The organism is Paractinoplanes lichenicola, assembly GCF_016785085.1.
GTDB classification, from domain to species: domain Bacteria; phylum Actinomycetota; class Actinomycetes; order Mycobacteriales; family Micromonosporaceae; genus Actinoplanes; species Actinoplanes lichenicola.
In genome coordinates, this window is the sequence record NZ_JAENHO010000008.1 from 26,742 (window position 1) to 34,368 (window position 7,627).

The window sequence follows — 7,627 nt, forward strand, 5'->3', positions numbered from 1 at the left end:
TCAACGGCCCAGGTGGACGAAGCCGGACCAGGAGGCGAGGTCGAAGACGGCACCGGGGCGGCACTGGGCCCGCAGCGGCTCCGGCATGCCCTCGGGCGGCACCCGGCCCGGGTCGAGCATCCACAGCTGGGCCCGGTGCAGCGCGTCGACCGGAGCGGCGCCGCCGGCCCGCAGGAAGTGGTGCACCATGAACATCAGCAGCGCGGTGCCGTCGTCAGGCACCGGCCACAGCGAGCCGAAGACCGTACGAGCGCCCGCCGCGAGAAAAGCCGTGGCCAGGCTGAGCGCCTCGTCGTGGTCGCCGCCGCTGACCCCGGTCGTGCACGCGGCCAGGAACACCTGCGACAAGTCCAGCGCCGTGGCCGCCGCGCGGTCGAGCAGCGTACGGACCGTCAGCCGCTCGGGGCCGGCCAGCACGAGGTGCGCGTCGGCGGGCCGGGCCGGGTCGATCGCGCCGTGGCAGGCTAGGTGCAGCAGTGCCGACCCGTCCGGCGTCGAGCCCAGCCAGTCCAGCACGTCCTGGGGCGAGCCGGGCCGGGCCGCGCCGGCGACGGGCCGGCCGAAGTAGCTGCCGTCGCGATAGAACGCCTGGTGCACGGCGCGCGCCTCCACACCGGCGTACCGGAGGTCTCCGGTCGGGTCGCCGACGACCAGCGCGGCCGAGGGGGCCGGGGAGTCGCCGCCGGCCGCGCCGACGAGCATGCGGGCCGAGGGGCTGTAGGAGAACACCGCTTCCCGTACGGCGTAACGCCGCTCGCCACCCGCCTCGGTGAACGCGCCGTGCCAGGGCACGACCCCGAGAATCCCCATCGGCACCAGCACGAGCCGGGGCCGGCGCCACTTCGACGCGTACGCCAGCAGGTCGCCGACCGCCGCGTCCCAGGCCCACTCGCAGATGTCGTCGACCCCGGCCCCGGCCGCCGGCCCGGCCGGTCCCAGGTCGCGGACGTCCCCGCCCGGCCGGAACCGCCGCACCGGTGACCGCTCGCCCGCCTGCAACCGGGGCAGCGTCAGCACGTCCGGCCGCCCCGACCCCGGCACGATCACCGCCCGGCCCGGCCGCCCGTGCCGCCCCGGCAGCAGATAGACCAGCGCGTCGGCGCCGAGCCGGCCCAGCACCGACTGGATCTCGGCCAGGCCGATCGGCTCGTAGCCCAGCACCTCGTCGCCGCCCAGCGCGCGCAGCACCTGGAAGCGCAGCTCGTCGGGCACCTGCGGGGCGGCCTCGGCCGGCGCCTGCGGCAGGGTGGTCAGCACCACCCCGCTGACCAGGTCGCGGCCCTGACCGGCGGTGGCCCGCCACTCCGCGGCCAGGTCGGACCGGCCGGCCCGGGCGAGCTGGTCGGGCACTTGCCGCGACGTGGTGGTGGCCCGCAGCACCAGGCCGCGGCCGGCGTCGAGCACGGCGATCAGGTCGTCGTCGGCGGCCGGGTCGGTCTCGCGGTCGGCCAGGCACCACGCGGCGATCCGCTCGGCGTGCTCGGCGGCGGCGCGGGCCGCGTCCAGGGCGTGCTCGGTGCCGGACTGCCCGAAGACCTGCCACGCGTGCCCCTGCAGGGCGGCCGCCCCGATCCGGCGGGTCCGGGCGAGGTCGGTCTCGCCGCTGAGCCGCAGCATCTCGGCCAGCCCGGCGTTCAGGTCGGCCCACAGCGCGAACTGCAGGCCGCCGGAGAGCTCGACCGCCCGCTCGTACAGGGTGACCGCGTGCACGGCCGTGACCAGGTCGCCCGGCAGCCGCCGAGCCACCTCCCCGGCGAGCATCGCCGCCGACGCCGAGACGATGCGCCGGATCTGGACGTTCCCCGGGGAGATCTGCGGCAGGATCGCCTCCACCCGCGCGACCGCGGCGTGCATCCCGGGGACGTCGTTGCGGGCTATGGCCTGGGCCGCTGCCGCCGAGGCGGCCATGACCGCCGCCCCGGCCTGGCTGATCTCGCCCATCCCGCCCGGCTCGATCGCCGGGGCCGCCGGCACCGTCGCCGACAGCGGATCGCCCAGCGCCACCAGCGAGTCGAACAGGACCCTGAGATGCTGGTCGGCCGGGGACGGGTCACGACCGCGGAACAACTCCTGACCCTGCCGGGCCAGGGCCAGGGCGGCGGCTACGTCCCGGGTCCGGAGCGCCTGCGTCAGCTGCGAGTAGACGCCGAGGACCGCGGTCCCCAGCCCGGGCCCGGCCGGGTCGAGCCGCCCGTTGTGGTCGGCGGCGTGGCCGCCCCGGGCGTCGCCGGTGATGCTGGAACGGCCGTAGCCGGCGAGGGCGAGCACCGTGGTCACCCGCTGCCGGAACTCGGGGTCGGTGATCCTGGCCGCACCGATTTGCGAGAGCCGGCGCATGCCGCCGTCGGACGTGAGAACCGGGTTGAGCGCGTCCTCGTAGTGCTCGACCAGGCCCAGCGCCCAGTCGACGATCGCGGGCCACTCCGGCACGTCGACGCGGGCGGTGGCGGCGAGGGCGGTCAGGCCGCGCAGGCGGGCGCCGTCGAACCGGCCGAGGTCGGCGCCCAGCGCGGCGAACTCCGCGAAGGCCAGCAGCCCCGCGAACACCGCCCGCTGGTCGGGATCGGCCCGGATCGCCCGGTCGAGCACCCGGTGGGCGTCCTCGACCAGCCGGCGGATGAGCGGCGTGCCGTCGCCGGGCCGGATCACGTCGTCGTTGAGGAAGCAGACCTCGACGCTCAGCCTGTCCTGCAGCACGTCGAGCCGGTCGCCGTCCGCCAGCGGGCCCGCCAGCGCCCGGTCGAGCGCCTCGGCCGCGGCCGCCAGGCGATCCTGCTCGCCGCCGAGCTCCCAGGCCAGCCGGTCGGCCGCCGCCGCGGACTGCCACATCAGCCAGCCGCCGGGTTCGCCGCCGGAATCCGCGGCCGCCGTCCGCAGCGACTCCGCCGCTCGTCGCGCGTCGGGCAGGCTGCGCCGCCGGTCGGCCCGCCGCCGCAGCATCTCGCCGAGGTAGGCCAGGTCCCAGCCGTCGAGCGGCGCGGCCCGGTCACCGGCCGTGATCGCCGCGTCCAGGTCGTCGTCCTCGTCGGAGGCCGACCACCGCTCGTCGGCCACCCAGAACAGGCAGAGGCGCAGCTCGGCAGCGTGCTCCGGGTCGAGCCCGAGCCACCCGAGCGCGGTGTGCAACACGGCGTCGGCCTCGTCGAGGCGGGCCGCCGCCCGGCAGGCCTCGGCGACCAGCCGGGCGGTGAAGCCGAGCCGCCCGGGGCTGATCCACTCGCCGGCGTCGCCGGCCGCGGCCAGCGCCGTCCAGGCGGCCTCGGCCATGTCGACGCCGATCCCCGGCTCGTCGCGCTCGCACAACGCCAGGCCGTACAGCAGGCGCAGGTAGAGCCGGACCGTCGGGCGCGTGCCGTCCTGGCTGACCGTCGCGAGATCGCCGATCAGCTCGTCGAGGTCGTCGACCCGGTCCGGCCCGTAGCGCCGCCGCCACGACCGGTCCCACAGCAGGTCGGCCAGGTGCACGACGACTTCGTCCCGTTCGGGGTCGTCGCCCTCGAGATCGTCGGCCAGCCTCGCCCGCCAGCGAATGGCGTCGTCGAACCGGCCGAGCTCGTCGTAGGCGCTCCCGAGCAGATAGACCAGGTCGAGGCGGTGCGTCTCGGCCACGGCTTGTTCCAGGGCCGCGGCCCCGGCCACCAGCTCGGCCGGGTCGCCGGACTTGTCGTAGCGATCGAGCGCCGCCAGACCCTCCTCGGCGGCGGCGCTCATCGCAGCGACCGGGACCGGTCGGGCGTGCGGCCGCGCGGGGCGGGGACGCTCGGCTGCCAGGTGAACACCGCGCCGCTGAGGGTCACGCTCGCGCCGGGCCCGCACGTTCCCGACTCGCGGGCCGAGGCCGAGCCGTTGCGCGAATAGGTGATGGTCAGCACCACCTCGGCCGCGCCGACCGAGGCCCGGGCCGCGCGGACCTCGCCCTGCCCGGGAATGCCGGCCGTGCCCGCGTTGAGCGCCAGCACCCGGCCGGTCAGCGTCACCGTGTGCTCGTCGCCGTCCGGCGTGCGCACCTCGAGCCGGCCGGACAACGGCGGGCGCAGCCGGCGTCGGCGCAGCACGGCCAGCGTGCCCAGCACCGCCGCCAGCAGGAGGGCACCGCCGATCCAGTACGGCAGGCTGCCGCGCTGCGCGTCCAGCCCGGCCCGCGTCTCGCCGCCGGTCCAGGCCGGGGCCGGGGTCATGCCGAGCCGGTCGCGCATCATCGGATACCACGGCGAGCCGACGGTTCCGGTCAGCGTCAGGGCCGCCTCGCCGGTCACCTCGTGCAGCGGTGCGGCCTGCCGCGGCCCGGCGTCCCAGTCCACGCTGACGGTCACCTCGGCCGTGCCGCCGGGCGGCACCGAGACGCTCTGCGGCCGGACCGTGGCCCGCAGGGCCGGATCGCCGCTGCGCACGGCCAGACCGTCGACGACCAGGGGAGTGTGCGCGGTGCCGGAGCGCAGGGTCACCCGCAGGTCGGTGGGCCCGGCGCCGAGGTCGCGCACCTGCTCGGGCCACGACACCGTGATCCCGCCGCGGGCGTCGGCGCCGAGCGCGGCCCGGGCCTTGGCCGCGCGGGCGGCCGCCTTCGGCTGCTCGAGCTGGGCGCCGAGCCGGTCGATCGAGACCGGCGGCAGCACCTTCGCCGCCGGAAAGACCTTGGCCAGCTGCGCGGCCCCGGTCGACCCGGAGAGCGGGACGGCGTAGGCGTTGAGCGACGTCTTCTTCAGCTTCTTGGCCGTCGCCCGCAACTGGTTCCACGAGTAGCCCTCGTCGAACGGGTAGGCGCTGCCCGGCGCCGGGTCGTGCAACCCGTCGGTCAGCAGCAGCACCGTCGCGGTCGGCGGGGCGCCCTCGCGGGCCAGCAGCTTGGTGGCCTCCTCGATGGCGGCCCCGATGTCGGTGTGGTCGCCGTCGGCCTGCCTGGGCAGGTTGGCCAGCACGGCGTCCGGCGACCGCCCGGCCGGCCCGCCGCGGCGCACCACCTTGGCCCCGTCGGCGAAGGTCACCAGGCTGACCCGGTCGTCCGGGGCCAGGGCCGCGACGAACGACCGCAGGCTGCTACGGACCTGCGCGTACCGGTTGCCCGCGCGCATCGAGCCGGAGACGTCGACCATCACGACGTAGTCGGCGGCGACCCGGTCGACTCCCAGCGCGGCGTAGATCTCGTCCTCGGTGGCCGGTGCGGCGTACGCCGGTGCCGCCGTCGCCGCCAGCAGCCCGAGGGACAGCGCCACCCCGGTCACGGCCCGCCGAATCCTGTCCACAGCCCACCCCTCCTCGCCTCACCGTTCTCTGACGGACAGCGCGCGGGGATTCCTGTCCGTCAGAGAACGGTGGACGTGAGGGCCAGGCGGAGGGAGAAGCGGTGGACGAGGAAACGGTCGAGCCGGCACCGGGGCCGGACCCGGTCGCGGAGCGCGTGGCCGAGCTGACCGACCTGCTCGGTCGCGAGCTGCCCGAGCTGCGCCTGCAGATCACCCGGGCGCACGAGCGGGCGGCGGCCCGCGAGCAGATCATCGAGCGGCTGCACGACGAGAACCAGAAGCTGCGGGCCGGCGAGCGGCAGCTGCTGCTGCGCCCGCTGCTGACCGACCTGCAGCGCCTGCGGCACGACATCCTGCAGACGGTGGCCCGCCTGCCCGAGGAGTTCGGCGCCGAGCAGACCGCCAAACTGCTGCACTCGTACGCCTACAGCCTCGAGCTGACCCTCGAGCGCGGCTCGATCGTGGTCGTCACCCCCGAGCCCGGCTCCGCCTTCGACCCGGCGGCCCAGCGGGCCATGGGCACCGTCCCGGCCACCGGCCCCGAGCAGGACGGCACGGTCGCCGAGGTGATCACCGACGGCTATCTCGACGTGCAGACCGGCCGCACGACCGCGCCCTCCGCCGTACGGGTTCATCGCTGGACCCCGCCCGAGCAGTCGCTGACCACCCCGCAACCCATCCTGTGACAGAAAGGGACGACACCGCGATGTCGGACGAGAACCTGACCTTCCTCGGTATCGACCTGGGTACGACGTACTCGGTCGTGTCGTACATCGACGACACCGGACGGCCCGCCGTGATCCGCAACGTCGTCACCAACCAGGAGACCACCCCCTCGGTCGTCTACTTCGAGGAGGAGTCCGGGGACGTGCTGGTCGGCGAGGCCGCCAAGAACGTGTCCCGGCTCTATCCGCAGCGGGTCGTCGAGCGGGTCAAGCGCAGCATGGGCAAGGAGGTCAACTGGGAGTTCGACGGCAAGTCGTACAGCGCCGAGGCGATCTCCGCCCTGATCCTCAAGCAGCTCGCCCAGGACGCCCGCGACCACACCCAGGCCGACGTGCGCCAGGCCGTGATCACCGTCCCGGCGTACTTCGGCATGCTGGAGCGCGACGCCACCCGCAACGCGGGCCGGATCGCCGGGCTCGACGTGACCGGGATCGTGCCCGAGCCGGTCGCCGCCGCCCTGCAGTACGAGGTGGCCGGGGGCAGCGCCCGCACGGTGCTCGTCTACGACCTCGGCGGCGGCACCTTCGACACCACCGCCATCCGCATCTCCGACGACCGCATCGAGGTGCTCTGCACCGACGGCGACCAGCAGCTGGGCGGCCTCGACTGGGACGCCCGCCTGGTCCGCTACCTGATCGACGAGTTCATGGCGCGGGCCGAGCCGGCCGAGGACCCGACCCTCGACGAGCAGTTCATGCAGGACCTCGCGCTGACCGCCGAGGAGGTCAAGCGGCAGCTGTCCAGCGTCAAGAGCCGCAAGGTGCCGCTGCGCTTCGCCGGCGCGGTGGCGCAGATCGAGGTCACCCAGGAGATCCTCGAGGACATCACCCGCGATCTGCTCGACCGGACGATCGAATACACCGGCCGCACGCTCGAGAAGCTGGGCGGCAAGCTCGGCGTGGACGACCCGGCCGCCGCCGTCGACGAGGTGCTGCTAGTCGGCGGGTCGAGCAAGATGCCCGCGGTCGCGCGCCGGCTCGTCGAGAAGTGGGGCTGGTCGCCGCGGCTGCACGACCCCGACCTGGCCGTGGCCAAGGGCGCCGCCCGGTTCGCCGTGAGCCGCGCGCTGTGGGACTGGGAGCGGGCCGGCGAGGAGCGGCCGACCGAGGAGCAGCAGCAGGAGCGCGTCAAGGAGCTGGCCCGGATCAGCGACGTCGACGAGGAGGCGCTGGCCGCGATGGCGAACAAGCAGATCGTCAACGTGCTGCCCAAGGCGTTCGGCGTGAAGCTGCGCGACACCTCCGCCCCGGACTGGCGCTCGCAGCCCGACCGCCACTACATCGAGCACATGGTGCACGCGGACGAGCAGCTGCCCAGCGGCGTCCGGCGGCTCGACGCGCAGACCGTGGAGGAGGGCCAGACCGCCGTCCACATCGAGATCTACGAGCAGGCCGGGTCGACCGAGGGGCCGGAGCTGTCCGCGAACAAGGCGGTCGACCACGGCGAGGGCACGATCACCGGGCTGCCGCCGTTGCCCCGCCGCTCGCCGATCGAGATCGACATGCAGATCAACGAGCAGGGCGACCTCAAGCTGGAGGCCGTCGAGCCCAAGTCCGGCGAGAAGCTGACCATCAACGTACGGGTCAGCGTGCTCAGCGAGGAGGAAGTGCGGGAGGCCACCGAGCTCGTCGCGGGCATCACGGTGAGGGCCTGACCGG

At 75.0% G+C, this 7,627-nt stretch carries 4 protein-coding genes; 2 read left to right on the forward strand and 2 right to left on the reverse strand.

Annotated features, from left to right (window positions below; genetic code table 11):
• Entirely contained in the window at window positions 1-3,711 is a 3,711-nt protein-coding gene (locus JKJ07_RS27355; RefSeq protein ID WP_202994675.1) for a CHAT domain-containing protein, read from the reverse strand.
• Complete coding sequence (locus tag JKJ07_RS27360; protein ID WP_202994676.1) at window positions 3,708-5,243, reverse strand: vWA domain-containing protein; 1,536 nt, start codon at window positions 5,241-5,243, stop codon at window positions 3,708-3,710. The genes JKJ07_RS27355 and JKJ07_RS27360 overlap by 4 nt, the downstream gene beginning before the upstream one ends.
• Before the next feature lie 101 nt (window positions 5,244-5,344).
• Between JKJ07_RS27360 and grpE the strand changes: the two genes are divergently transcribed.
• Both grpE and JKJ07_RS27370 read left to right on the forward strand, forming a co-directional pair.
• Entirely contained in the window at window positions 5,345-5,929 is a 585-nt protein-coding gene (gene grpE / locus JKJ07_RS27365; RefSeq protein ID WP_202994677.1) for a nucleotide exchange factor GrpE, read from the forward strand.
• Between the two features lie 20 nt (window positions 5,930-5,949).
• Entirely contained in the window at window positions 5,950-7,623 is a 1,674-nt protein-coding gene (locus JKJ07_RS27370; protein WP_202994678.1) for an Hsp70 family protein, read from the forward strand.
• Window positions 7,624-7,627 lie beyond the last annotated feature (4 nt).

Coding starts and splice junctions, on each gene's coding strand:
- JKJ07_RS27355 (WP_202994675.1), bottom strand. CDS start 3,711: ATGAGCGCCGCCGCCGAGGAGGGTCTGGCGGCGCTCGATCGCTACGAC.
- JKJ07_RS27370 (WP_202994678.1), top strand. CDS start 5,950: ATGTCGGACGAGAACCTGACCTTCCTCGGTATCGACCTGGGTACGACG.